Genomic DNA, 24599 nt, shown 5'->3' with positions numbered 1-24599 from the left:
CCCTGATTATTTATTTACACCCAATAATGATTTCGCTGTACTAATTTCCTTAGCATTTAATTTCGTTTCACTATTTGCAACTTCAACTTTGGCTTGCTTTATACGACCAATTACTTCTTGTAATTGCTCTAATTTAACTTTTGGATCTTCATTTTTCTGTTCAGCTTCTAACAAGGCTTTTGGAAGAACTAATCTCATACAGGTACGTATTTCTCTTCCAGAGAATCCATCAGATAAGTCCGATGCGGTTTGTATAAATTCATCTTTAGACTCTAGTAAAGGAATTTGGTCAACCAACATTTTCGCCCAAAGTTTTTTACGTGCTTCTAAATCAGGCAAATCAAAATGAATGTGGTGACTGATACGGCTCCTAAAAGCTTCATCGTAATTTTTCGCAAAATTAGTCGCAAAAATAGCAATACCATTAAAACGTTCAAGTTCAATCAATAAAGTTGAACGCATTGCATTCACCTCATTGTCTATTCCCTGTGTTACCGAAGATAAACGTTTTCCCAATAATGTATCTGCTTCATCAAAGAATAAAACCGCATTTGCTTCAGTCGCTGCTTTAAATACAGCTTGAATATTTTTTGAGGTTTCCCCCATGAATTTACTTTCTAATTCAGCTATGCCCAATTTAATAATTGGTTGACCTAAACTTCCAGCGAAAGCCTCTGCTGTAAGAGTTTTTCCAGTACCTGGAGCACCATAGAAATTTAGAATAACGCTACGTCCCTGTTTATCTACACTACTGAAATTCCAGTCTTCATATATTGTTTTATGAAATTTTAACTTAGCCAATCCTTCATCTAAGTGAATACGAGTTGCTGTCGATAAAACCACATCATTATCTAGAGTAACGATTGGCTGTACTATCTGAAAAACAGAATTAAGACTCTCTTCTTTTTCAAAAGGATGTTCAACAATGCTATTTTCCTCACGTTCTGTTTGAAATTTTTTCAACCGTTCTCTAGCTTTTTCCAAACTCACAATATTGTCTTCAATATCTGATATTTGTTTTTCATTCCCAACACTAAAAAGTTCTTTAATCATTTTTTTCATTACTAATGCCATCTTTAATTTTTAAAAAATTTCATAATTAATGCTTTAACATTCATCATCTTTATATAACTCTAATTAACGCAGCCCTCTTTTTCTCACCCTATATAGCTAAGTATTTTTTTAAATCTATTTCCAGCTCTTCCTGTAACCCTTCAGGATTCACTATTTTTAAATGTGGAATCCAAAATCGTATTAACGGCAACAACTGCATGTCATGATTAATTTTAGAAGAAACCAGCAATCCACCATCATTTAATTCTTTTACTATTTGCTGCTCGGGCAATATCGATCTCTGCTTAAAATAAAATGCAACCTGACTATCAACAGATAAAATGATTTCCTGTTTATCCTGCCCAAACCAGATGCCGTCATCATCTTCTACGAGTTTTACAATATTTGGCTCGGGGACAAATTGAGAGTATTCATGTGGAGACTGCGTAAGCTGGATATGTGAAATACGATAAGTACGCAATTGGTCCTTTCGCACCGCAGCCAAATACCAACTGCCATGATGATGGATCAGACGATAAGGTTGAACAAGTCGAGGCTCCCCTTTATATACAAAACCAATTTGCCTATGTTCTTGAATCGCTTTTCCAACAACCTTAAATAACTCTTTAAACTGACTTACATCTTCAAAAGAGTAACCTTTAGCACTATAAATCTGTTGTGCTCGAGTATCTAAAAGTTCACGTAGAAAAGACATATCCAATGATGGATACAAATGGCTAATTCCTGAAAGCTGAGCAAAATTACGGATATCTTTTGGAGCAATTTTTCCCAAATAATTTGAATCTAGATAAAATTTTTTATTTTCATCATCCTGTAACAACGGTAAATAAGCGTTAAGACGATCAAAATCTCTCGAAATTGTACGTGTACTTACCCCAAATTCAGATGCTAGCTCTTTTATACTTAACTGATACCCCATATTTAACTTTGTTAAAATATTGGCTAATCGGTCGGCTAAACGCTCATGAATAGAATCATCACGTTGCATAAATTTTCTCTAATTATTTAATACATATATCGAACTTTTAAAATTTCGATATGTTTGAAATATACCACATTAAACAAACGAAATTTTACACTAAATCACATAAAAACATTATTTTAATTTTAATTTAAATAATGTTTAATCTTTCTAAATAACGTTCTAGATGCAACATTGCTAAATAGAACTTCTTTAATTCAGCCCACTTTATTTTTCCCACTATTAAAGCTCTAAAAATACGCTTTAAAGCCTTCTTTCTATGTTTATTGGTAAATGGATCAGAGCTTATTGTCATACTAATGTCCTTCCAATTTGCCTTGTAAATTTAAAATTTTGATCAAAATGACTAATAAATTGAAGATAAGACACAAAAATGACAGGACATGTCATAAGTTGTAAAAATTATTTTATTTCTTAAATTTTCATTTTGTCTTGGGCAAACTACTAAAACAGAGATGGTGACAGATGAACTACCACCTTACTCATTAATAAATCTAAATTTTTATAATTGCTTTGACCCAATTATTACCTCTATTAAAGTCCCACATAAAACTTCTCAATCAACTGTCTTGTTTTTACCATTAAATTGGTTAGCACATTGTCTCGCTCAAACAGCTTCACTTTGAAGTTAGGCAACTCTTTCATTTCTTCTTTACGTGGCAAGCGTTGATTGAACTCGTAATTATCCAAGACCTGTTTCAACACTTCAGGTTTTAGGTTTTCTTGCTCACAGAAATATTGATAAGCCTGTTCCTTCTCTGCATCCCAGAACTGAGCAAAGGCTGTTTGTACACTCTGTCCATTGATCATTTTCGGCATATTTTCTTCGATGAATTTTTGGATCAAGTCTTGTTTGTTATGCAAGCTAATATCACTGCCAATCAGATCATGTACTTGAGCTTCGTATTTCTTACGCTGCTCATCTGTTTCAGCATTCACCGCCATTTGTAACAATGTCAGGATATAACCCACATTAATACGGTCACTGTGCAGTAAATCCAATTGGAAATCGACATCATCCAGCACCGAGACTTTTTCTTTTTTAGTGGCTTTACGAGTTGCTCGACATAGATCTGCATATTTCGAAGCGAAATTAGCAAAGTGTTGTTTATCTAAAACAGTCTGATCTTGGTCATATTCCACAAAAGTTTGCAGTTGTGCGTTGTAACGCATGACCTCGCGGAATGCCTTGATGAATTCCAGTTGCTGATCTTCAGTCAGCAAATCATCCACGGCTTGATAGTCGGGGGTAATGTTCAGTAATTTTTCGACTGCATCCGCATAATCCTGTTGAATTTCTTCAAAGCTCGGTACCAGTACTGTCTTTCTTGCTTCCTTATTAGAAAACAGGGCCAAGGCTTCATCAGTGGCGCGTTTCAGGTTACGGAAACAGATGATATTGCCAAAAGGTTTCTTGTCGTTAAAGACACGATTGGTGCGTGAAAAGGCCTGAATCAGGCCATGATATTTCAGGTTTTTATCGACATACAGGGTGTTGAGTGGCTTGGAGTCGAAACCGGTCAGGAACATATTGACCACGATTAAAATATCAATCTGCTTGTTTTTGACCCGCTGCGCAATGTCACGGTAATAGGCATAGAACTGGTCACCGGAATTGTAATTGGTTTTAAACTGCTGGTTGTACTTGGCAATATAGCGATCCAGCTTGTCTCGACTGGATGGATTGATCTGAGTCGGCACATCGGCTGCTTCTTCCTGAATCAGGCCATCCTGATCGGCAGGATTCACTGCTTCATTGGCGGCATAGGAGAAAATCGTGGCAATGGTCAGCGGTTTGAACAGTCGGCCCTGCTCTTCATCCTGTTGCTGCTTCTCTGCCTGAACTTTTTCAAACAGTTCGTAGTACTGGGTTAAGGTATTAACCGAGCTGACGCAAAACATCGCGGTAAATTCACGATTACGGGTTTTGGTATCGTGGATATTGACAATGTAGCGGGCAATCATTTCTAGGCGCTGCGGATTGTCATACAGTTCTTTGGTATCGATGCCTTCTACATCTTCCTCATAACTTTCATTGGTCGCCATGCCTTTGGCGGTGTATTTGCCACGATAATCAATTTGGAACTGCAATACGTTACGGTCACGGATCGCATCTACAATCACGTATTTATGCAAACACTCATTAAACAGGTAGTCTGTGGTGAGTTTTAAACCTGCTTTGCTTTGGCTGTTCTTTTCAAAAATAGGCGTACCGGTAAAACCAAACATTTGTGCATTGCGGAAGAACTTTTTGATGTTCTGATGAGTCTCTCCAAATTGACTGCGATGACATTCATCAAAGATAAAGACCACTTTTTTATTTTTAAGATAATCAATCGATTCTAAATAACGGTCGGTGCTGATGGCTCGATTGAGTTTTTGGATGGTGGTCACAATCAGTTTGTCATGACGTTGATCCAGCTGTTTAACCAAGGTAGACGTGTTATCGGTACTGTCCACGCTTTCGGCTTTAAAAGCATTAAATTCTCTTGAGGTTTGCGTATCGAGGTCGTTACGATCCACCACGAACAGGACTTTTTCCACGTCCGGCATCTGCATGATGATCTGGCTGGCTTTAAACGAGGTCAGGGTCTTGCCTGAACCGGTGGTGTGCCAGATATAGCCGTTCTGATCGGAATTTTGCACATGCTGCACGATTTTCTGCACTGCATAAATCTGATAGGGACGTAGCACCATCAGGCTTTTCGTGGTTTCTAGCAGCACCATGTATTGGGTCAGCATTTGGGTCAGATGCTGCTGATTGAGAAAAGCTTCGGCAAAGTCGACAATTTCATTGATGTGTTTGTTATTGACATCCGCCCATGGAAAGGCAAACTCGATGCCTGTGGTGCCGTTAGAATAATAACGGGTATTGGCACCATTACTGATCACAAACAGCTGGATAAAACCAAACAGACCTTGTCCAGCCCAATACGCTTCACGGATATAACGTTGGGTTTGGTTAAAGGCTTCGGCAATTTCCATGCCGCGTTTTTTCAGCTCGATCTGTACCAAAGGCAGGCCATTGACTAATAGGGTTACATCAAAACGGCTGGTGCGGCCATTATAATCACGGTGGTCAATGGTGATCTGGTTGGTGACCTGATAGATGTTCTTGCTTGGATCATCCGACAGAAAAAAGATGTGCTTGCTGGTTCCATCGTCAAATTTGACTGGGAACAGATCACGCAGATTTTTGGCGCGCTCAAATACTGTGCCCGTATTTAAAAAACTGATGACCTGTTTCCATTCAGTTTCTGACAGTGGCGCAAGTCCGTTGGCACGTTCAATTTGTGTTTTGAGATTAGACAGTAGTTGGCGTTCATCTTTAATCGTGACGATTGAATAGCCCAAGCCTTTTAGCTGTGCAATCAGTTCATTTTCAAGTTGATATTCGCTTTGTACTGTCATTTCACCCTCTACTCTCTAAATTCTTATTCGCTTTATATTCAATATACTGATTTATCTTAAAGTTTTTTCAATCACATCTAACAAACTTGCTTTCTCCAAAATCAAATCTCGAATCGCTTCAAAATTATTTTCAGGTGCTCGCCAATAGATACATAACCAGCGTTCGGTACCACCTTTATATTTTTCAATTTTCCAGTTGAGGTAGCGTGAATCATCGTTGCATTTCAAAATAGAAAATGCTTGCTCCTCTAATGCTTCTGGTAAATTCAAAAGGCTTTGTTGCACAAAGATTGGAAATGCAAAGCACCCCTAATTGAGCTAAATTTAAGGCGTAACTTGGGTAAGTGGTCGACCTAATTCCGTAAATCTGTTAAGGACTGCTACACGTGCATGGATTTCATTCACTTGGCTATCAAAACTCCTTGCACTGAGTTTATCGCCTAATAATTTGATGCAATGCATCTTAGTTTCAACCAAACTTCGACGATGATAGCTTGACCATTTTTTCCATAGTGTCCTGCCTAAACGTTTAATTGTTCGAAGTAATTCATTTCGCTCTAGCGAGCTACTCTTTGTATCTTTCCATGGTTTCGCATTTTTTCTAGGTGGAATCACCGCATGCCCTTGCCGATCTGCAATGACCTGACGGCATTGCTTGGTGTCATAAGCTCCATCGGTATAAACAGAGTCAATCCGCTCATCTTGTGGAATCTGATTAAGTAAATCACCAAGCACCTGTGAATCACTGACATTATTGGTTGTAAGCTGAACTGCTCGTATTTGTAGGGTTTTAGCATCTATACCAATATGAAGTTTACGCCATTGGCGACGATATTCAGGTCCATGTTTCTTGCGTTTCCATTCGCCCTCACCTAGAAACTTCATGCCTGTAGAGTCCATGAGTAGATGCAGCCCATCGCTACTTTTTTGGTAGCTGATTACAATATCAATATGCTTTTGTCTTCTACAAAGCGTGGTGTAATCTGGAGCTATCCAATTTAATCCGCAAAGTTTAATCAGACTTTGCACAAAGCCAGTGACCATACGTAAAGACAGACGGAATAAGGATTTAATCATTAAGCAGCATTGGATGGCTGCGTCGGAGTAGGTTTGATTTCGCCCTTGTTTGCCTTTTGATGGCGCATACCATTGCGTAGCAGGATCAAACCAAATGGCAATATTTCCGCGACTAATGAGTGCTCGGTTATATGCGGGCCAATTGGTTGTGCGGTAGATTTTGTGTGTAGGCTTCTTCATTTGAAAATTATATCGCTGAAAAAGCCTTTACAGATAGGTTTGTGCAACAAAGCCAATTCAAAATATAAGTTGTCACATCGAATACTGTTCCACCTTGATGCTCTTTAATAAATAAAGTGGTATTGGTTAAGTTATTCCACGCATCGTTATAAAAACGAATCCCTCCCCATGATTCATATTTGTTTTTAGAGATATAACTATCAATGGATTGATTAAGAAGCTGACTGATACTATCGACAACTTCCTGAATAGTATTTGTTTTCAGCTTTTGCAACTCTTGTATTTCTTGATAATGATCAAAAATAAATTGGATACGGTTCATATCTAGATTCTGTATACGATAATAACTTTCAAGATGCAGCAAAAACTCACGTGCAAACAAATTCCATTTATTCATGGGATTCGTCATCATTTGTTCTGCAAGGTAAGGTCGGACAGCATTCACTAATTGTTGGTAGGAAATACCGAACCAATTTTGGGCTTCACTTTTACCAGAGATGCTGATTATCAAGCCAAGGATAGTTTTGTCTTTTGAGCGAGTTTGAGCATATTTCACATAGTCATCAAATGGATTGTTTTGATGATGGTAAATTTTAGCTTCCAGTAAAATAAGATGCGTATCGGTATCAATCATTAGGTCGATACGATTGCTGTTATGTGTAACGCATTCTCGCTCCAAGTTTTCCACTTGACCTAAACTAGAATTCTCTAGGGCGCTCATTCCTACAACAACATCACTAAAGCCTTTCCAGAACACCTCTCCCAACTCATGGGATTCTTGAGGGTTTAAGAAAAATTCAAGCAATTCAGTGGTGGGATTTTCGTAATGGCTACGAATCGCAGTATCGAAAAAAGTTTTTTCTCGCGGAATCGCTTTAAACTTTTTTGCAGAATCTAAAAGTTGTGTGAAATGTTCAAAAGGTGAAGTTGCTAAATTCATTATGCCCCCTATACAAACATCTGATGTAACAAGCTTTTCCCATGTTAGGAACTACAATCAGTAATTTCATTATTTATAATCCACAGACTTAACAACACAAAGAACTTTAGTCGTGTGATGGGCAGTATGTGATCTAAATAATTCACTACATTTAATTTTTACCGACTTCCCTTCTTTCTTAAACAGTGAAGAATAACGTGGGTCATTATCCACCAATTGAATAAGTTTAGTTTTGACTAAACCTTCTTCACCATCGACATTGACTTGCCGATCTAAAGCTAATGCAATTTGATTACCGCCAAAAGCTTCTTGATTAGGATGTAAGCTTTTAATTCGCAGTAATTTCCCTGTTAATGTTGCTGGTTGATCGTAATAAAATGTTTGTGCTTGGCTTAATATAGGCATTAAGGCAAGCACAGTAATTAAAAGTTTTTTCATATTTCCCTATCTCTTTTCAATTTTTAACTATTTGAATTACTTATATTCTTTCTTTATTGCATTAAAGTGGAATAATTTTGAGTAATTGACTTTACGGATCTGATCATAATCCTCAGTCGGTTTTTCTCCCTGATAAGTCATTTTCAGTGGGAAATAAGCAGCTCCATTATTAATCACGTCTAAGCTACTGTCATAGCTATAATACAGTGGTGAATCTTCTTCATAACTTCCCCCGTTATCGGCTCCAGCATCCGCTACACCATAACTATTGATAAAGTCATTTTCAGGGAGGTGCAACGCTTCCCACCACAGTTCTGTCGTTCCTGTGCTGGTGTACCCGTTTTGGAAGATACTACCAACCAAGTTCTTACCCAAAGGCTTTAAGTTCTTAGCAATTTCTTCCAGATCAAGCCCCACACGCCCCCAACTACCAGAAAATTCGGCATCTTTGGCACTTCGGCTGACCAGTTGATACTGACCATTATGTAGTTTTTTAAAGCTAAACAAGTCTGCTGTTCCTGCACAAGCATGGCAAGACACCACATTACCTTCACTACCGACCTGTATCTTTTCAATCATGACTAGATAACGCGATTCCTTGGCATTATTTTTATATTCAATTACTGGGTGCATGAGCGCGACAGTCGTATTTTCATCTTCATCCGCTTGTCCCAAAGTAATATGTGGCATTTTACTCAGCTCTTCGTCATCGACATAGCCACGGCTCATCTGACCACTATAAAACTGGCGCATGATGTTCTTAAAGCTCAGGCTATCCAGTTGTACCTGTGCCATTTGCAGCGCTGAAAATTGTGAATTAGCCATAGCGATTGGTGCAGCAAACAAAGCGCTGCTGCTTAATAGCAGGCTGATCAATAGTTTTTTCATTTGTACCCCCCGATAGAAAATGTGAAAAAGCCAGATTCAAAAGTAAATCTGGTTTAAAAATTTAAACAAACATCTGCTGCAACAAGCCTTTTTTCCAAGTTTTGGCTTGTTCAATTTGCTGTGCCACAACTTCAATTTTTTGGTCGATAGATGACAAGAAGTTTGCGATTTTGGTTTGTTCTTCTAAGCAAGGAATTCTTAATTCGCAGATTCAAATCCCAAGTGCGACACATTTGTAGTTAGTTGAAAAAGTTAGGTGTATTCGTAGAATCATTGGACTTTTTCAACTCGCAATTGGAAAGCACACAATGAAGAAATACACCCAACTTTCTCAAGATGAAAGATACGAAATTTATGCTACTTTGAAAAGTAAAAGTTCAATCGCTACCCTTGCTCGGGAGTTAGGGCGTTCACGATCAACCATCTACCGTGAATTAAAAAGAAATACTGGACAACGTGGATATAGAGCTCAACAGGCAGCTAAATTTGCAAGTCAAAGACGGTACCGTCCTTCATCACCCATGACAGCGTTTGCCTTCGCTTATATTGATTATTTGATTGGCTTGGACTGGTCACCAGAACAAATTTCAGGTGCTTTAACACAACGCTGTTGGCTGGATGTACCTTCACATGAGTGGATTTACCAGTACATTTATCAAGATAAATCAAAAGGCGGTAAACTCCATCTACACTTAAGGCATCAGAAGAAATATCGAAAACGAGGTTACAAAAACACGGATCGTAGGGGTCAAATCATTGATAAAACAAGTATTCATTGCCGAGACCAGGTCATTGATCAACGACAACGTTTAGGAGATTTCGAAGGTGACACGGTGATTGGTAAACATCATAAAGGTGCTTTATTAACTCTCGTTGATCGAAAGAGCCTGTACGTACATATTGTTCATTTAGGGTCAACGAGAGCATCCTCTCAAACGATTACTTGTGCATTAGATCGTTTACAGATGAGCCATGCTTATAGTGTGACATTTGATAATGGCAAGGAATTTTCCGAACACAAAAGAATTACTGATGCTGGCATAGATACGTATTTTGCTGATCCTTACAAGTCTATTCAGCGAGCTAGAAATGAAAATACGAATGGTTTAATCCGGCAATATCTGCCAAAATCGTCATCGTTTGATGACGTGTCAAACGAACAAATAGAGCAGATAGAATTTGCACTCAACCATCGTCCTAGAAAAACACTAGGTTGGCATACACCGAGTGAAGTTATGGCTGGTTTTTATACTGTTGCACTTGCCGCTTGAATCCGCCATTCAACTTTACCTAAATTAGTTTTAGAAATACCTAATACAGATATACCTGTCGCTAGTTTCTTAATTTGTTCTCTTACTTCAAAAGTTTGCATCAAATAACCACAGAAACCCAATGCAAAAGGATGAATAGGTCTAGCAATATAAGTATGTAAACCAGCAATAATTTTTTGGCTTCCTAAATTAATAACTTCAATAGTTTTACCAATATCTTTGTAATCCTCTGATGCATCCGCAATCACTAGATCACCAACTTTTAGAAATTGATCTTCACTAATTTTATTGGTGTCAATTCCCTCATTTAAGAATGGCACAGGCTCTTTAGTTACATCAAAAAGCATTGAAAATTTGGTATGAATATCTCCGTAATGAATATTCATAATTTCACCATGTTCAGCTAATAAAGCTCGTGAATGTGAATTAGTATTATGGAAGTTAAATTGAGAAGAAAAGTTAGTTTCCTCCCACTCCCCAAACTCACTTCCATCATCCGCTTTAAAACGAATTTGCTGACTAAACAGCTTTTGCATCATGCCTTGTTTGTATTGGCTCAGCAGTTCATGTTTTTGAGTCAGTTGGCTAATCTTTTCATCTACTGCGGAAAGAAAAGAAGCGATTTTGGTTTGTTCTTCTTTAGATGTTTGAAAAACTTCAAATTCCTGTAAATCCTTCACAGTAATATTCGATTGGTTTGCATTACCACGTTGAATAGTCTCAATATGAGTTAAATATTTTTTATCAAGAAGCTGAGAAAATATAAAATAAGCATCTATATTTTCATTTTTAGGACGCAAAACTAATAGATTTTGATTTAGCAAACCTTCACTATCATTTTTAACAAAAATTGGACGCCCAACCGCTGAATCTATTAAATGAGGTTTTGATCCAACAGTAGTAACAATAATATCTTTTTTCTTCACTTCCCAATTTAGATAATTTTGAGCTTCAATTTTATCTAAAAAAATAGCTTCATTTTGATATTTGATAGAATCCTTATCCAAATCAGATACTCGGATAATACGAATACCGTCTTCTTTGTATGATTCTGACTTAAAAGCAAATCCCTTAAAGTATTGAGTAGTTTGTTCTAAATTTGATGCGCTCCAATCCCCATCAAACTCTTTAAATCGTAACTTCGGTGCAGCCATTACTTCACCTCCGCAAACGGTGAAACAATGCCTAGCTCTTTGCAAAAATCTGCAATCACAGCATCAGTTTTTTGGCTGTCTTGTTCCAAAGCTTGAAGCTGCTTTGCAATCGCATCTAAATCAATCTCGGCTTCCGCTTCAAAAGTATCCACATAACGCGGAATATTCAGGTTGTAATCGTTATCTTTCACTTCTTGCAAAGTCGCCACATGTGCATATTTTTCAATATTTTCACGCTGTTCAAATGCCGCAACAATCTTATCTAAATGCTCAGGCAATAACTTGTTTTGATTCTTCTGCTTTTCAAAATCATTGCTGGCATCAATAAACAGAATATTGCCGCTCTGCTCACGGTTTTTCTTCAACACCAAAATACAGGTCGGAATAGACGTGCCATAGAAAATATTGGCGGGTAGACCAATAATCGCATCCACCACGTTCATCTGCTCAATCAGGTACTGACGAATTACGCCCTCACTGGAACCACGGAACAAGACGCCATGCGGTAACACCACCGCCATCGTGCCGTTGTCATCCAGTTGATACAGCATGTGCTGTACAAACGCCATATCAGCTTTAGAACTTGGCGCCATTTTGCCATACGCGGCAAAGCGTTCATCTTGTAAAAATAAAGGATCGGCAGACCATTTTGCAGAAAATGGTGGATTCGCCACCACCGCATCAAACTTTTTATCTAAATGCTGCGGACGGGTTAAAGTATTTTCCTGCTTGATGTCGAACTTGGCAAAATGCACATCATGCAAAATCATGTTCATACGTGCCAAGTTGTAGGTGGTACGATTCATTTCCTGACCGTAGATCATATCGACATCTTTCACTTCACGTTTTACTCGTAGCAATAACGAACCTGAACCACAAGTCGGGTCATAGACTGAACGTAAACGCGCTTTGCCTTGGGTGACAATCTTTGCCAGTAAAGTCGATACCGTTTGCGGGGTATAGAATTCCCCAGCTTTTTTGCCCGCGCCTGAGGCAAACTCACCAATCAGGTATTCGTAAGCATCTCCCAGTACATCGGCTTCGGTATTGGAAATATCAAAATCAATATCATCTAAATGACTGAGGACTTTCGCCACCAGTGCATTACGGTCACTGGCATTATTGCCAAGCTTGGTCGAGTTTAGATCTAAATCTTCAAACAGGTTGGCAAAGTCATCGGCAGAGTCGGTGCCTAACGTGCTTTGTTCAATTGATTTTAAGGTTGCAGTTAAATCATCCAAAATGAATTCGCCCTGACGACCACGCTCGGCTAAGGTATGGAATAGCTGTTTGGGTGTGAGCGCATAACCGACTTCGGCAATGGCATTCTTTTTAATTTCTTCGATGTAGGGCACATGCTCAGCATTATTTTCATCTAATTCTAAAAAGCTGAGGTCTTCGCCATCGAGCAATTCATTGGCAAAGTTCACCGATTTTTCAGATAAATATTTAAAGAAAATAAAACCCAGGATGTAATCACGGAATTCATCGGCGCCCATAGTGCCACGCAAAGTATTGGCAATATTCCAAAGTTGTTTTTGTAATTGTTGCAGTTGTACTTGGGTCATTGTTATTGAAGTCCGAAGAAAAGTATAAAACGTGAATAGTTTACCGAAAATTAATTATTTTTCAGCTACATTTGAAAGATAAAAGACATAAACTGTCGCAATTAAATTTAACCACAACAACATTTTTATTTTTTGGCTGCCGCCATTTGATATAAGTCAAATCTGATATACTGATTAAAATTTTTGGACTTAAGGAGCCTCAACGTGCTTAAGACAATTGAACAGAAAAAAAAATATATTCAAGCAACACGCTTACAGAATTATCGGGCTAGCCTAAAACTTGAAGGTCTTTCTCCTTCAACAACTACTTCAACTTTAAGCAAAGACCAAATCCTACAAAAGTATAAAAAGCTTTCAGAATCATAATTTGGTGATTTGATGGATAAATATGGTGAAATGGGAGACAGTCTTTACTGTTATCCAAACTCTAGTATTCTCAAAAACAAATTACATATCCAAGATGAAAAAATTTTGGAGCAGGCCGAATTAGAGCTATCTGAATATGCCAGTTTACACATTGAATATACTGAACCGCCTTACGATATCCAATACCTAAAAAACATACACTACTCCTTATTTTCAGACCTTTATGAATGGGCTGGTGAACTTAGGCAAGTTGATATTTCAAAAGGTGATACACGCTTTTGTACTTTTAGTCGTATTGAAGTTGAAGCTAATAAGCTTTTTAAACAACTTCAATCTCAAAACTATTTTCAACATATTGAAAAGCAAAAGCTTATTATGCGGCTTGCCGATTTTTATTGTGAACTTAATGTCATTCATCCCTTCCGCGAAGGTAATGGACGCACTCAGCGCATTTTCTTTGAACATCTTCTCGCCTATTGTGGTTATGGTGTTGATTGGTCTCAAATAGAATCTCAGGAACGTTGGATTCAAGCTAATGTTGAAGGGTTCTATGGACACTTAGACGGATTAGTTCAAATTTTCAAGGAATGTATCGTCATTCCTGAATGAAAAAATAAGGGAGCAGTAGCTCCCCAATTATTCACGACTCGCCAACTTACTTTCAATCCATTGATGGATCTCAAAAGCTGACCAGCCGATACGGTTTTGGGTGATCTTTACTTTCTTTGGAAAAGTTGGATCATAATACGGTGAATATTCATCCATCATTGCATAAACTGTCGACCGTGCTACACCTACTATTTCTACTACTTGATGTATATTGATCAGCTGATTTATTTGAAAAGTTTGGCCAACAAATGCATTCATGATATGTACTCCTATCTCATGGTGACGAGCAACTCGCTCATGAGATACGGGATTCCTGTAAGGTTTTAACCAGTCCAATTCAGTTCAACGCCGTAACCGACCCTTGCAATCCCTGCTGGATATTAAACACTTTATCCTCATCTGTTGGCTGACCTTCCTCTCCTTGATAAAACTCCTCAACGACATTCATGCCATCCTCACTATCCACCTCAAACTGCGAATGCCCATAACCCTGTAAAGCTATCTGATCTAAAGCATGCTGATTAAATCCAGCCAACTTACTTTTCTGATCAATCTCCTTAGCCATTTGAATCGCCTCTTGTAAGTGAATCCCCTCACGTAGGGTTAAGTCCACGTAGTACACAGGGGTACGATAGCTTTGTGTTGTGGATTTGCCTCGAAGGGTCAATTGCAACGGCAAGCATGACAGCAAGCCATTCGATGCAGCATGGTAATACCGCAACCGAGCCGCCAAAGTTCGGATACTATTAAAACCTGTGGTCCTAAAAACAAAGCTGCCAAACTCATCCGATTCATCCAAATTTACATAGAGACGACCATAGGGCTTGCATAAGCCCCCTTGTGCCAAGGCACATAAATCTGGGGATGGACATGGATGTTGCTCTACGCCTTGATTGGTTAAGCGTTGACAGGTTTCACCATTGCCCATACAAACAAGTCGCCCCGTCTGCCGATCAAATAAACTGTATTCCGCACGTAAGTTCAGTTCGGGATCATTAAAAATCATCCGTACTGGAATGGTTCTGAGTTTTTGACTAGGGGCTTTGACTCGAAGTTGCTCATCTAAAGGATGTTTCACCCAACCCTCCTTGTTCTGGATTTGGCTGGTGATGGTGAATTGGTCATCCTTTTCAGGTAGACGCTTGCCGTTCTTTTCTACAATTTTTCCGATACTGATTCGTCCGAGTACCGGCGGTGTAATCACTAAACCTTTAATCATGGGGATATTCCTTCTATTCATTTTTATACTGATCAGCCGAATGTATTGAAGCACCTGCTCTTACGTCATTCTTTGATAGCGTCAAGCAAGACACATCAAGCAATGACTACAGGAGAATCTGTTGTGCATCGGTCAATCGATCTGGCAAAGCTGTCCAATGCCCTTTCTTCTTTGAAGGAGGGGCGAAGGGGCTGCTTTGCCGATTTTTTTATGCAGGCGCTTAGATCAAGATTCAGCATCAGTAAAGATATTGAATCGACGACCGCCCTGCTTGTGCAGTGGATATTGCTGTATTAGCTCAGGTTGATGTTCGATCAATGTTTTGGTATTGAGACTGATCGTATCTTTTGCTTTTTTCCAGACCACCGAACCTCTGCTAAACACCGCACGTTCGTTGTCTTTCATTAGCATTTGGATTTGATGTTTCAGTTGATCAAAGTGTTCTTGCTGATCTTGAAGATCGGCTTTCATTTTGATGAGCTGGTCAAACAACTGATTGGCATGTGGATCATGACTTAAATCTTCAACACTAAGTGGCACATGTGCTGGATATAGTAGTTGCAATGCTTTGGCTGCGGATTCACTGGCATCGGCATCAGGTGGAATATCCTTTTCAACACAGTCCCAGAAATAGCGTTCTGCATTTACGATATGTTGAATCACCGATTCACTACGGGTGACTTTAAAGATACGTGTTTCATGTCCACAGATCAGTACACAAACATGCGCCGCCTTTTTTCCTGTGACTGCCAGTTGATGTTGTACCTGACATAGTACATACAGCGGGATGCCATCTCGCCAAAGTTTGGCACCATGTTCACCTGCGGTTTTACATTCCAGAATTTGCACATCTGCATTACCTACCACTGAATAATCCAAATTAGCCAGCATGAAATGTTTGTCTGGATCTGGATGTTGGAGTACTGCATTGACGCGACGCACTTTGTACTGGGTATGCATACTGTAGTATTCCGCCACCAATGGTTCTAAGCGTTTTCCCCAATATAAAGGGGCATGCCCTTCAGTTTGTTCATCCATGTTGTGCTGGATACGACCAGTTTTGATCATCCAGAGTTCAAGCATCGACATATACGGGTTGAGACCACAGGCTGCGGCACAATCACTACTGCCGATCCCTTTGCGTCGAACTTCTAACCATTCTGCATGCGTCAGGTTTTTGGTATCCACAAAGCGTTTGGCTGTAAACAATTTGGGCCGAGGAGTATGGATACTCGATATTGCATTGTTCGGGTTAATCACCGCTGAATTCATAGTAATGTCCTCTATCTGTAAAATTTTGCGCATAAAAAAAGCTGTGTCCGTAGACACAGCTTTGAATGAATGGGTTAAGGTCTTTGAAATATGGAAATAAGGATGCTTAGGCTAATAAATTAACTCATCTCATTGATTAAACTTAAGCAATCATCGCGAGGGCTTGTTCTAATCCTCTTTGCTTAAGTCCAGCACCTGCACCGAACCATGCAGAATCCAAACGATGATCCTGACTCATGGCTCTGCGTTCGTGGTCGGCAAATTCCGTTATAGAGCAAAGCAAGCCATAGGCGGTATCTTTGGCTGAACTCAGTTCTGCTCCACGGCCCTGTCCATTAAACATGGTCATCACCTTCGACATGGCACGGCCATTTGGTTCTGTCTTGTTGTCGGCTTTGGTTGCTGGGTTATTGCTTTGAGCCTGCATCGCCACATTACGGTAGAACTGGATAATGCCATCCTCCTGTTCAGGCACACTCAGACTAGTATTGTTAAATACTGCATCGAAATAAGCTGCTGCTTCAGTCTGTGTGACTTTACGTTGACTAAGTTGTTTCATCTCATACATGTGATCTTCCCATGCACGGACTGAAATACCCAATTGCTGCTTAATCTTCTCAGCATCGAACTTGGTGCTGTGCGGGACTTTAACCACGCCTGCACTTGAGTTTTGACCCTTTAAGGCAATGGCTAAGGTGTTATTACACACCACACGAATAGAGGTGAATTGTGCCGTGGTTGCCAGTGTACCGTCGCAAGCGGTTGCCAGTAAGATATAGCCATTGCTGACATCTTTACCTTTTAAAGCCGATGTTTGCCCCGTTTTGGCTAAAGCCCAGAATTTCTTACCACCTTTCAGCACGCCTGCGGTTTCTAGCTCAAATCCTGATTGTTCAGTCAAATCACGATAAAACTCTAAGATCTGTTTCGGTTGCACTTCCTGATAGCGTTGACTGACCACAGATAAAGGGGCATGCGTGTCGGAACGATACAGCACCCGCTGTTCCTCATACGGCATGATGATGCTTTGCCCACGTTCATTCTGTGCCATATAACTCACATCGGAAGATTCAATCCGCCAATCCATGCCTGCCTGCTCTGCCCAGACTTCAATCGGTTGATGAGGACTGAGTTGATTCCCAAGGCCATGCCAAGGGGTTTCGCCCACATAGGCGATCTGTTCAATTTGATGTGCCATTGTTCATTTCTCCTCTGTGAACTTATTGGAAGTTTTGGTTACAGTGGTGGCAGTGGTAATAACACATCGGAATGTGCTGTTTAGGTGAATCGAATAAGCTACTGAATACCCCACCGATCACAGCACCTGCAATTCCACCAAGCAATGGAGATAGCGGTAAAGGTAGGGTTTTAGAAATCGATGCGCCAATCGTGGCAAAGGAGGCTGATGCTGCAACGCCTGTTCCAGCCGAGCCATTTACCTGTTGATTCATCACTTGAACGATTTGATCAGAAAAACAGTAAGGACAATGTTTACTCATAAGATATACCTCTAAAATGAAAAAAGGCTTACCGTATGGCAAGCCTTAGATTTTGAATGTCGGGGGAAATAAACATTCACAGTTCATGTTAATGATGTATATCTATGATTTTTTGGGATCAACGGTCTGCCGCTCTAGGCTTTAACTCCCCTTTACTAAATTGCCTCTTTACCTTCACAGATGCTCTCAAGTATTGATTGTCTTTTTCAGGATCAGCCAGATAGCTGATGGCGAGCCAAGCATTCTCGACCTCTTTTAAATTCCGCCTTTCGATCATTCCTATACCTAGTTGATCTAGGTCCTTGTAATATTTTTTATGGCTGACTTGATTACAGTTAAAGAATTGGCCATCTTCCTTTGTAATTTTTTCCAACCAAAGCTCGCCAATCGCTTGTGCTAAATAATCATCTTTAATCCGCAACGATCCGTTATAGATCACCAGCAGATGACAGTGATACCCTTTACTCTTCCCTCCCTGCTCTAAGCGATAGGCATAACCCACCTGATCTCTAAAGATAGTGTCCTTGTCCTGAATACGCCGTACCAATTTATTCACATCACGTTTAAATTGTTTTATATCTGGCTGAGCATTGAATCGATATGAAAGATCAACCCTGACCAGCAATAACTTGCGATGGTTTTGTACAAGATTATTAAAATACTCTTTCAAGTGTTTGCGGTTGCGACGGTTATTACTGCTGAATTTATCAAGAAAGGATTCATGCTCTTCAATAAGCTCATTCTGAAAACAACTGAATGCTCTGCTGTTTTTAAAGACTTCTAGATTTTCGAAAGATGCATGCTCTGGCAATAATTCAAAGTAGGCTTGAACCAAAGGACAGTATTCACATTTTGGATCGTAGACCGCTTCAGCTGATCTTTTTAGTTCGTCATAGTCCGCTTTAAAGTAAGTCCAGCGGTATGTTCTTTTAGTCGCCTTAAGCATAAAGTTTTCAATTTCAAGTAAGGTTTGTGCTTCGTTCATGAGTATATTTCCTATGGTTGATTAAACTCATAGGAATCACTGCTCAGTATTTTTTACACATGGACTGAAATATTGTACTCAATAAAAAACCTTCATCATTTGGAGTGATGAAGGTTCATGAAGAATATTAAGTAATTAATAAATAATATTAAATATATATCCTAGCCCAATAAACTCAAAACACACTCACTCGACATCTCATAAAATGAAAAACGTTGCTTTTATAGCAAGCTGTCAAAATTCTACAATTTATCCTATTTTTATAGAAAAGATTGAAGCGGAAGTTAGGTTTTTGTTTTTCTTAACTTTACAGTTTTGCTAGAGCTCATTTTTACATTTTTTTTGATCAGCCACTTTGGTAGGGTTTGATAGATCTCATCATCCAGCAGATCTTGATAGACTGCAATTGGCGCAACATGATGAATAAAAATTTTTGCTAATTTTTTATGCGTTGTTTCAAGTATAAGCTGTGTGCAATTTAACTCTGGTACTGAATAAGCTAATTTCAATTGTTCCACTACACCATCAATGCAATCACTGTCTCTCTTCTCTAAGCCATAGTTCCGACAAGATTTTTGCCATGCTTCGGTTAAAGCATTTAGCAAATCAGGACACTGAGTTAAAACCTGTGCATTAAAAACAAATAAAACATTTGCGGCAAAGCCAAGGATTTTATTGGTAGTAGTTCTCTCTATGCCTTCCCAATAACCCAAATATCCTGTGATGAATGAAAAAGGTAAACTTTTTTTATTTATCTGCAACATACTTGAGAAAATTTTAGATAGGTCTTGTTGCGTAATCCTGTCTTTAGATTGCTCGGAGAATAAACATCGAATGATCACAACATCTTGCCGCATTGCAAAGTGCAACATTTCTTTAACCTTAATCAAACGTGTCTTGTGCCTTTGCATGTGAAGCAAATGACTACTTTGACCCTCAACAGGTCTTGCTGGCAACGTATTGATATATTTTTGGAAAGGAGTTCCATCAATAGTCAATGAATTGGATGAATCATTACAACCGATGCTTAATGTTGAACTTCTGTTCATATACGTTTTAATCACATCTTGCTCTCCCTTCGTCTCCTCCTTGAATTCAAACTTTGCAGGCAAAGCAGACTGGTTGTTTTTTATATTATTTTGAGGATGAAAAAACAACACTTCTTTAAATTGATACACTGCCAATAAATCTTCGATCTGCTCTTGATTTCTTTCTGCCTCTAAATCTATATATAAAAATCGATAGAGTAATCCCGAACTGTAAGAGTCCCCAATCTGGTTACGGAATACTGAAAAAAAGTGTGCCAGTGTTTTACTTATGAATTTACCTTGCAATTTCACTGCCAGTTCATGCAGCAATTCACGATTTTTAGAAATTTCAGCAAATTGAATAAGCTGTCTAGTCGCTATCTGTTCAAAAGAAACGGGGTCGCTCCATCTCTTGAACCGATAGTCTTTTACAAAAGGATAGAAACCAATAACGCTGGATTCCATAAATGTTAAAATAAAAAATTCTATTTTAATGACTAAATCAGTAAATTTAGACAACCCCCAAATCGCCAACTGCTCTACAACAATCATTGAAGCCTGAGTAAAGTACTCCTTGGAATTTTCAGATAAATGCTTCTGATCCCAAATCAGCTTGAATCGTTTAGACCCTTTAGATCCTTGTAATAAATTCCATAAACTTTGATAGTTTTCAAACTCATTACATTTCACCCAGAATAAATCGTGCTTCGGTAAAGTTCTCTTCAATGAATTATGCTTAGGTAAAGCTCTATCCAATAAATTGGGTAAGCCAGATAAAAGTTCTAAATCGGAAAGTTTCTCTCTTCTCTCCTTAGATTCAACTTGCACATAGCTCAACTGACCAAACTTCAATAGATGTTCAGCAAAATCGAAAACCGTTTCACGTATCAACCGACTAGAGTCATCATTTCCCTTTAATATAAAAAGCGTGTCGTCATGCATAGACGGTTCCAGCGCTCTAAATTTCTCATTTAAACACTGAACATCTATTTGCAGTCTCTTTGAAACTGATCGATCTATTTCTTTCTGTACGACTTTTCTAATTTTTTGTGCAATGTGATTTTCATTAGGGGAGTACTTTTTTTGTAGAAGGCAAACGACATAGTAGCTTTCACTCTCTTTTAACTTTGAACAACTCAAAGCCATGGCATGCTTTATCTCATCCAATTGACCAAAAGATTGGAAAACGTTCAGAAGCTCATTTGAATGGAGCTCATCAACATCGATTGAATGAATCACAACTCTAAAAGCAGCGACATAGATAAACCCCGTTTGATCTAAAATTGAATCAATCTCCGGATTAATTTTATTCTTCAACTGTTCTAGATTTGCTAAAACGACGTTACTGGAATTTAGCCGTGCATCGAGTAAGCATGATGTACTTTTATTGCCGCGCCATTCAATATACTTTTTTAAAAAAGCCTCCGCATAGCCATCATCTGCAAAATGATTCTCCCCATTCACTCGGTTGTCTAAGCTTTGTGAATTCTGAGAATGAATGACCACACTTCCATTTTGAACACGCTGCACAAAACAATTAAATGCTCGACACTCCAAAAACTCATCCCCCACATTTCTAAATTTACTCATCTCTGGAAATACATGGACTTGTTTTAAAGCATCCAACAAAGAAGCGACGCTTTGAAATCTCAAATGCTGATCAAGATTACACACGCCATCCTCTAAGTTATCTATTAAATATGGGACAGCGAAATCCAAAAGCGCATAAACAGATATCAAAGGCAAAACCGAAAAAAATTCATTGCTATCAAACTTTGAATAACGCTCACCCTCATACAACACTTTTAACTGTTTAAAAAATGTAGACTTATATTTAGAATCATGAGTTATATTTTTCATACTTTAAAACTTAAGTTATTGTTTTTACGATTAACTATATAATAATAAATACAAGTTTAAAACTCAATTAAATTCGAACTATAAACAAATTTAAATATCATATTTAGTCCAAAAAAATTTAATTTTTTCTATATTGTTTCATCTAAAAAATTTAAATATTTTAAGGTTTTAAAAGTTCATACATAAAAAAACCACGCCTATAAGCGTGGTTTAGTTGTGGAATTAAAGCAGATTAACTCACCCAATTTCTTACCTGCTCCCCATACCACTCCATAATTTTTACCCGCTCATCCCAGTACTGCGCTCTGTTATAAGCGGAACGAATTCTGTTTTGAGGAACATGAGCAAGTTGGCGTTCAATAGCATCGGGATTAAAGAGATTTGATTCATTCACGACTGTACTGAATAGCGATCTAAAACCATGTGTCGTCATTCGACCTGCATAGCCTGACCTCTTAATCACAGCTAAAATCGATTCACTACGCATAGGCTCTTTATTATTTAAACGATGTGGAAATAGCAAGTCTTGGTTATGTGTCAGGCGTAGTGCCTGAAGCTCATCGATCATCATGTCTGTTAAGGGTACACGATGTGGCAATCGGTTCTTCATGCGGTCTTCAGGAATATCCCACTTACGCCCTTCCAAATCAAACTCATCCCAACGTGCCTGTAGTAACTCACTGACTCGAACACCAGTCAGCATAATTAAAATGATGGCATGATGTGTTTGAACATCAGCAGGATAAGCCTTAATACGTCTGAGAAACTCAGGCATTTCAGTGGCAGCTAAAGAGGCTAAGTTTTTAACCCTTTTATTCTTAAGGGCATAAACCAAATCACCAGCAGGATTATCATAACGATAGCCATGAGCTATGGCATATTTCATGACCATCCCACAACGAGACAAAGTACGTTTAGCCACTTCAAGTGAGCCTCTTGCCTCAATCTTTTTTATGATCTGCAAAATTTCAGGCGCTTGAATTTGGTTAATAGGCTTATTGGCAAGAGCAATATAAAGCTCATCCAAAGAAGCTCGAACATTGCTAATGTGTTTAGATGACCATGTTTCTTTTTGATTATTAAACCAATCTTCTGCAACCTCTTGAAAATGAGGCTGCATCACTTCGGCCTCAACCATATTTTTGAGTTTATACCTTAGATCAAGCGCTATCTCTCTTGCACGTTTTAGGCTCAGCTCGGGATATACACCTAATGCTTTTGACTTCCTTTGCCCATTTTCCGTATATCGAATAGACCAATATTTTTTCCCATTCGGATCGATTCGCAAAGAGAGACCGTTAGTATCAGAAAGGCGATACTGTTTTTCTTGAGGCTGCGCTTTTTTACACATCACATCAGTTAGTGACATATCTTTGTCCCACTTAATTAAACTTATTTAGTGGGTCAAATTGTCCCAATATTGACCCACACAAAGCAAAAATAGGGTCAAATCGCTTAGGACAGTATCGGACAATACAGCCAATAAAAAAGCCTTTAAACATTGAGTTTAAAGGCTTTTTTAGATTCCGATGGACTACTTCGGAAAGAATTTTGGTGGGGTGGCGTCAATTGAACAAATTTGCTAAATAGCTGTTTTATATAATTTAATATTTATACAAAAATCACAGTGTACACCACAGTGTACAGATTATCTGTTGCTAGGATTTTTTAAGTGGGTTGGGTTGCTGTATCGGGAGTACAACTCATGTATTGAATGCCCTGCTGATACTCCGACGATATAACCGAATGACATTTAAAATGTGAAAGGGCTGAATTTAGAGACTTGCTTTCAAGAAAGTGGCTTAACTATTAATTGATAAGGTTCATCACGTGGAAGACTTTATTCATAATGAATTTTTCCATTATCGAAAATTCTGGCTTTTTTGTTTTGTGAGAGGTACTCAACAACTCCTATTAAGGATTGTGTGAAGTCATAAATCAGAGTTTCTGTATGTGGTTTGGCTATTTGGTACTTAACATGATAACCATCAATTCTACGTTCACCGCCTGGATAAATTACTAAGCCTTTAAAAACTTCTAATTTGTCAAATTCCCCAAATCCATTTTCATGAGCATTCACTAATTTGCTCTGCAAGTCATGCAGTGTAAATTCTTCATGAGTATCTAAATTCTTGATAGAAATTTCAGTATTTAGGGCTGTTAATTTTATTTGAGGCTCGTCCTGAAGCTCCTTAGGAATTAGTACTGTAAAAAATGTAATTCTAGCCGCAGGTATCAAGGTCATATTAATATGAGTTTCTTTTAAGTATGGTTCACCATTTTTACTTTTCCAGTCACTATCGTTTTGTTCTCTCACAATTAATAATTCAATTCCATGTTTTTTAGCTTTTTCTTCAGCCCCTGATTGATAGCCTTTCTTAGTGGCAAATAGCCCTCGTAAATTAGGAAAATCTTGTAGCTTTCCTATCAGTGCATCTATACGATCTATTGAAATAGAGCTATTGTAATCCTTACATTCAATTACAGTTTTATATATTAAGCCAGCAGAGGTATACTCCCAATAAATATCAAATTGTCTCTCAATACCATTTTTATCTTTCAACTTCTTATCAACTTCGACAATTATATTCTGTTGTCCACTAAATCCCATTTCATCCGAAAGTAATATTGATTTATAAATATCCCCCACGAAAATTTCATAGTCTTTTCCTGTATTTTTTTTCATACTATTTCCTTGAAAAAATTCATTTAAAGTTTGCTGTAAGCACCTATTATTAGTTTGCTTAATGTAATGAAGATATTAATTGCTGTCTAAAC

22 protein-coding genes and 2 pseudogenes are annotated in these 24599 nt (G+C 38.4%); 3 read left to right on the top strand and 21 right to left on the bottom strand.

Annotated elements, in window-relative coordinates; translation table 11 throughout:
• Positions 1-6: 6 nt before the first annotated feature.
• The 10 genes and pseudogenes from AC4MC0_RS03635 to AC4MC0_RS03590 all read right to left on the bottom strand — a co-directional run.
• Positions 7-1062: an ATP-binding protein gene (locus AC4MC0_RS03635; protein WP_336000526.1), complete on the bottom strand. Its 1056-nt coding sequence runs from the start codon at positions 1060-1062 to the stop codon at positions 7-9.
• Positions 1063-1162: 100 nt separating this feature from the next.
• The gene (locus AC4MC0_RS03630) at positions 1163-2062 is read right to left on the bottom strand and encodes a helix-turn-helix transcriptional regulator (RefSeq protein ID WP_336000528.1); all 900 of its coding nucleotides are present in this window, start codon (positions 2060-2062) and stop codon (positions 1163-1165) included.
• A 124-nt stretch (positions 2063-2186) separates the two neighbouring features.
• Entirely contained in the window at positions 2187-2351 is a 165-nt protein-coding gene (locus tag AC4MC0_RS03625) for a hypothetical protein (protein ID WP_491887287.1), read from the bottom strand.
• Between the two features lie 239 nt (positions 2352-2590).
• Positions 2591-5467, bottom strand: a complete 2877-nt coding sequence (locus AC4MC0_RS03620) for a type I restriction endonuclease subunit R (RefSeq protein WP_336000530.1) — start codon at positions 5465-5467, stop codon at positions 2591-2593.
• 51 nt (positions 5468-5518) lie between these two features.
• The gene (locus AC4MC0_RS03615) at positions 5519-5737 is read right to left on the bottom strand and encodes a hypothetical protein (protein WP_491887286.1); all 219 of its coding nucleotides are present in this window, start codon (positions 5735-5737) and stop codon (positions 5519-5521) included.
• A gap of 54 nt (positions 5738-5791) precedes the next feature.
• Positions 5792-6724: an IS5 family transposase gene (locus AC4MC0_RS03610; protein WP_491887258.1), complete on the bottom strand. Its 933-nt coding sequence runs from the start codon at positions 6722-6724 to the stop codon at positions 5792-5794.
• A 7-nt stretch (positions 6725-6731) separates the two neighbouring features.
• Positions 6732-7664, bottom strand: a complete 933-nt coding sequence (locus AC4MC0_RS03605; RefSeq protein WP_491887285.1) for a PD-(D/E)XK nuclease family protein — start codon at positions 7662-7664, stop codon at positions 6732-6734.
• A gap of 69 nt (positions 7665-7733) precedes the next feature.
• Positions 7734-8102, bottom strand: coding sequence for a DUF4431 domain-containing protein (locus AC4MC0_RS03600; protein ID WP_336000534.1), 369 nt, complete (start codon positions 8100-8102; stop codon positions 7734-7736).
• 36 nt (positions 8103-8138) lie between these two features.
• Entirely contained in the window at positions 8139-8990 is an 852-nt protein-coding gene (locus AC4MC0_RS03595) for a hypothetical protein (RefSeq protein ID WP_336000536.1), read from the bottom strand.
• Between the two features lie 61 nt (positions 8991-9051).
• Positions 9052-9186 (bottom strand): annotated as a pseudogene (locus tag AC4MC0_RS03590) (restriction endonuclease subunit S); the annotation flags it as partial.
• A gap of 112 nt (positions 9187-9298) precedes the next feature.
• On the opposite strand from AC4MC0_RS03590, the gene AC4MC0_RS03585 reads away from it, so the two are divergent.
• A complete protein-coding gene (locus AC4MC0_RS03585) occupies positions 9299-10261 on the top strand; it encodes an IS30 family transposase (protein ID WP_005401265.1) in 963 nt (320 codons plus the stop codon).
• 464 nt (positions 10262-10725) lie between these two features.
• On the opposite strand, the pseudogene AC4MC0_RS03580 reads toward AC4MC0_RS03585, so the two are convergent.
• Both AC4MC0_RS03580 and AC4MC0_RS03575 read right to left on the bottom strand, forming a co-directional pair.
• Positions 10726-11415 (bottom strand): annotated as a pseudogene (locus AC4MC0_RS03580) (restriction endonuclease subunit S); the annotation flags it as partial.
• Entirely contained in the window at positions 11415-12983 is a 1569-nt protein-coding gene (locus AC4MC0_RS03575) for a type I restriction-modification system subunit M (protein ID WP_336000678.1), read from the bottom strand. The gene AC4MC0_RS03575 and the pseudogene AC4MC0_RS03580, both read right to left, overlap by 1 nt.
• A gap of 204 nt (positions 12984-13187) precedes the next feature.
• On the opposite strand from AC4MC0_RS03575, the gene AC4MC0_RS03570 reads away from it, so the two are divergent.
• Together AC4MC0_RS03570 and AC4MC0_RS03565 are read left to right on the top strand one after the other, a co-directional pair.
• Complete coding sequence (locus AC4MC0_RS03570; RefSeq protein ID WP_004694826.1) at positions 13188-13349, top strand: YhfG family protein; 162 nt, start codon at positions 13188-13190, stop codon at positions 13347-13349.
• 12 nt (positions 13350-13361) lie between these two features.
• A complete protein-coding gene (locus tag AC4MC0_RS03565; protein WP_336000675.1) occupies positions 13362-13958 on the top strand; it encodes a putative adenosine monophosphate-protein transferase Fic in 597 nt (198 codons plus the stop codon).
• Between the two features lie 27 nt (positions 13959-13985).
• Here AC4MC0_RS03565 and AC4MC0_RS03560 read toward each other — a convergent pair whose 3' ends face one another.
• The 9 genes from AC4MC0_RS03560 to AC4MC0_RS03520 form a co-directional block, all read right to left on the bottom strand.
• Complete coding sequence (locus AC4MC0_RS03560; protein ID WP_004694829.1) at positions 13986-14216, bottom strand: helix-turn-helix transcriptional regulator; 231 nt, start codon at positions 14214-14216, stop codon at positions 13986-13988.
• 79 nt (positions 14217-14295) lie between these two features.
• Positions 14296-15177, bottom strand: a complete 882-nt coding sequence (locus AC4MC0_RS03555; RefSeq protein WP_195728709.1) for a recombination directionality factor — start codon at positions 15175-15177, stop codon at positions 14296-14298.
• Between the two features lie 225 nt (positions 15178-15402).
• Positions 15403-16449 carry a YqaJ viral recombinase family nuclease gene (locus AC4MC0_RS03550; protein WP_336000672.1) on the bottom strand — a complete coding sequence of 349 codons (1047 nt, stop codon included), beginning with the start codon at positions 16447-16449 and terminating at the stop codon, positions 15403-15405.
• 142 nt (positions 16450-16591) lie between these two features.
• Positions 16592-17647 (bottom strand): DUF932 domain-containing protein, encoded by a 1056-nt coding sequence (locus tag AC4MC0_RS03545; protein ID WP_242760085.1) that lies wholly within the window; start codon positions 17645-17647, stop codon positions 16592-16594.
• A 22-nt stretch (positions 17648-17669) separates the two neighbouring features.
• Positions 17670-17948, bottom strand: coding sequence for a hypothetical protein (locus AC4MC0_RS03540; RefSeq protein ID WP_005400084.1), 279 nt, complete (start codon positions 17946-17948; stop codon positions 17670-17672).
• 118 nt (positions 17949-18066) lie between these two features.
• Positions 18067-18933, bottom strand: a complete 867-nt coding sequence (locus AC4MC0_RS03535; RefSeq protein ID WP_336000668.1) for a YagK/YfjJ domain-containing protein — start codon at positions 18931-18933, stop codon at positions 18067-18069.
• A 284-nt stretch (positions 18934-19217) separates the two neighbouring features.
• On the bottom strand, positions 19218-21821 hold the full coding sequence (locus AC4MC0_RS03530; protein ID WP_336000666.1) for a hypothetical protein: 2604 nt from the start codon (positions 21819-21821) through the stop codon (positions 19218-19220).
• Positions 21822-22053: 232 nt separating this feature from the next.
• Positions 22054-23190, bottom strand: a complete 1137-nt coding sequence (locus tag AC4MC0_RS03525; RefSeq protein ID WP_491887284.1) for a tyrosine-type recombinase/integrase — start codon at positions 23188-23190, stop codon at positions 22054-22056.
• 471 nt (positions 23191-23661) lie between these two features.
• On the bottom strand, positions 23662-24507 hold the full coding sequence (locus AC4MC0_RS03520; protein ID WP_234965375.1) for a restriction endonuclease: 846 nt from the start codon (positions 24505-24507) through the stop codon (positions 23662-23664).
• Positions 24508-24599 lie beyond the last annotated feature (92 nt).

The sequence above is a fragment of the Acinetobacter sp. CAU_H_S139_7 genome, from assembly GCF_058599305.1.
This window is presented reverse-complemented; position numbering and strand designations above follow the sequence as displayed.